Origin of the sequence: Mesorhizobium sp. M7A.F.Ca.US.005.03.2.1, from assembly GCF_003997795.1 — a bacterium.
Taxonomy (GTDB): domain Bacteria; phylum Pseudomonadota; class Alphaproteobacteria; order Rhizobiales; family Rhizobiaceae; genus Mesorhizobium; species Mesorhizobium ciceri.
In genome coordinates this window covers 1-1,738 of record NZ_RZRP01001100.1, presented here as the reverse complement: position 1 = coordinate 1,738, position 1,738 = coordinate 1, and the positions used below count along the sequence as shown (strand labels likewise).

General features: G+C 63.6%; 2 protein-coding genes. Both read right to left on the bottom strand.

Annotated features, from left to right (window positions below; genetic code table 11):
* The coding region (locus EN991_RS35055) for an acetyl-CoA C-acyltransferase (protein ID WP_127370438.1) at positions 1-787 on the bottom strand (787 nt) is incomplete at its 3' end.
* 1 nt (position 788) lies between these two features.
* The gene (locus EN991_RS35050; RefSeq protein ID WP_127370437.1) at positions 789-1,550 is read right to left on the bottom strand and encodes a CoA-transferase subunit beta; all 762 of its coding nucleotides are present in this window, start codon (positions 1,548-1,550) and stop codon (positions 789-791) included.
* Between the last annotated feature and the right edge of the window lie 188 nt (positions 1,551-1,738).

The window sequence follows — 1,738 nt, the reverse complement described above, 5'->3', positions numbered from 1 at the left end:
GCGCCGCCGCGCCGTCATTGACGCCGGAGGCGTTGCCGGCCGTCACCGTGCCGCCCTGCCGGAACGGCGTCGGCAGCTTGGCCAGCGCCTCGACCGTTGAGCCCGCGCGGGGGTGTTCATCCTTGCTGACAATGAGCGCATCGCCCTTGCGCTGCAGGATGGTCACTGGGGTGATCTCCTTCGCCAATCTTCCATTGGCTTGTGCGGCGACGGCCTTGTTCTGGCTGCGCACTGCGAAAGCGTCCTGGTCGGCCCGCGACACCGAAAAATCCTCGGCGACGTTCTCGCCGGTTTCCGGCATGGAATCGACGCCATACTGCTTCTTCATCAGCGGGTTGACGAAGCGCCAGCCGATGGTGGTGTCGTAAATCTCGGCATTGCGCGAGAACGCCGTGTCGGCCTTGGGCATGACGAAGGGTGCCCGGCTCATCGATTCGACGCCGCCCGCGATCATCAGCTCCGCCTCGCCGGCCTTGATGGCTCGGGCGGCAATGGTCAGCGCATCCATGCCGGAGCCGCACAGGCGATTGACGGTCGAGCCCGGGACCTCCTTTGGCAGCCCTGCCAGCAGCAGCGCCATGCGCGCTACGTTGCGATTGTCCTCGCCGGCCTGGTTGGCGCAGCCATAGACGACATCGTCGATCGCCTGCCAGTCGATGCCGGCATTGCGCTCAACCAGTGCCCTCAGCGGGATGGCGCCTAGATCGTCCGATCGTACCGAAGACAGCGAACCGCCGAAGCGGCCGATCGGCGTGCGGATGTAGTCGCAGATATAGGCCTCGGCCATGTCATGCAGCCTTTGCTTTTCCGGTTCCCTCATGCGCCGCCTTGGTGCGGGCCTGCAGGTCGCGCAATGTCTTCAATTCGAGTTCGCTTGGCGCCGGTGTTTCGTCAAGCGCCTCCGCGAACTTTACCACCCAGCCACAGCTCTCCTGCACCTGCTGGCGGGTGACGCCCGGATGCAACGACACGACGGTGAATTCCTTGGTCACCGGATCCGGCTTCCAGATGGCGAGATCGGTGATCAGCAAGGTCGGACCTGATGTGTCGATGCCAAGCCGCTTGCGATGATCGCCACCCTCGCCATGGCCGAAGGAGGTGAAGAAGTCGATCTTCTCGACCATGCCGCGCTTGGTCTGCGCCATTGTGATGTAGATCTGCTTCGACGAGGTCGCGATCTCCGGCGCGCCGCCGCCGCCGGGCAGTCTGGTCTTGGGATGGAAATAGTTGCCGATGACGGTGGTGTTGATGTTGCCGAACTTGTCGAGCTGGGCCGCCCCCAAAAAACCGATCGAGATGCGGCCACCCTGCAGCCAGTAGCGGAACATCTCCGGCACCGCGACGGTGGTGACGGCGGTCTCGCACAATTCGCCATCGCCGATCGACAGCGGCAGCACATCGGGCGCGGTGCCGATCGTGCCGCTCTCGTAGATCAGCGTGATGTCAGGCGCATGCGTCAGCCGCGCCACATTGCAGGCCGCGGACGGTGCGCCGATGCCGACGAAGCAGACATCGTCATTCCTGAGCGCCCGGCGGGCGGCGAGAGGCATAAGCGCGGGGGGGGGGAAAAAAAAGGGAGGGGAGCGAAGGCAGAGGGAAGAAAAGGCTAGAACAGGGAAGCGAAAGAGAAGGAGAGCGGAGAAAAGAAAGGGGAAGGAAGAAAAGAATGGAAGGGGGAAAGGGAGGAGGAGATAGAGGAAAAGGCGAGAGAGGCGGAAGGGGCACGAGCATAATAGCC

Coding starts and splice junctions, on each gene's coding strand:
- EN991_RS35050 (WP_127370437.1), bottom strand. CDS start 1,550: ATGCCTCTCGCCGCCCGCCGGGCGCTCAGGAATGACGATGTCTGCTTC.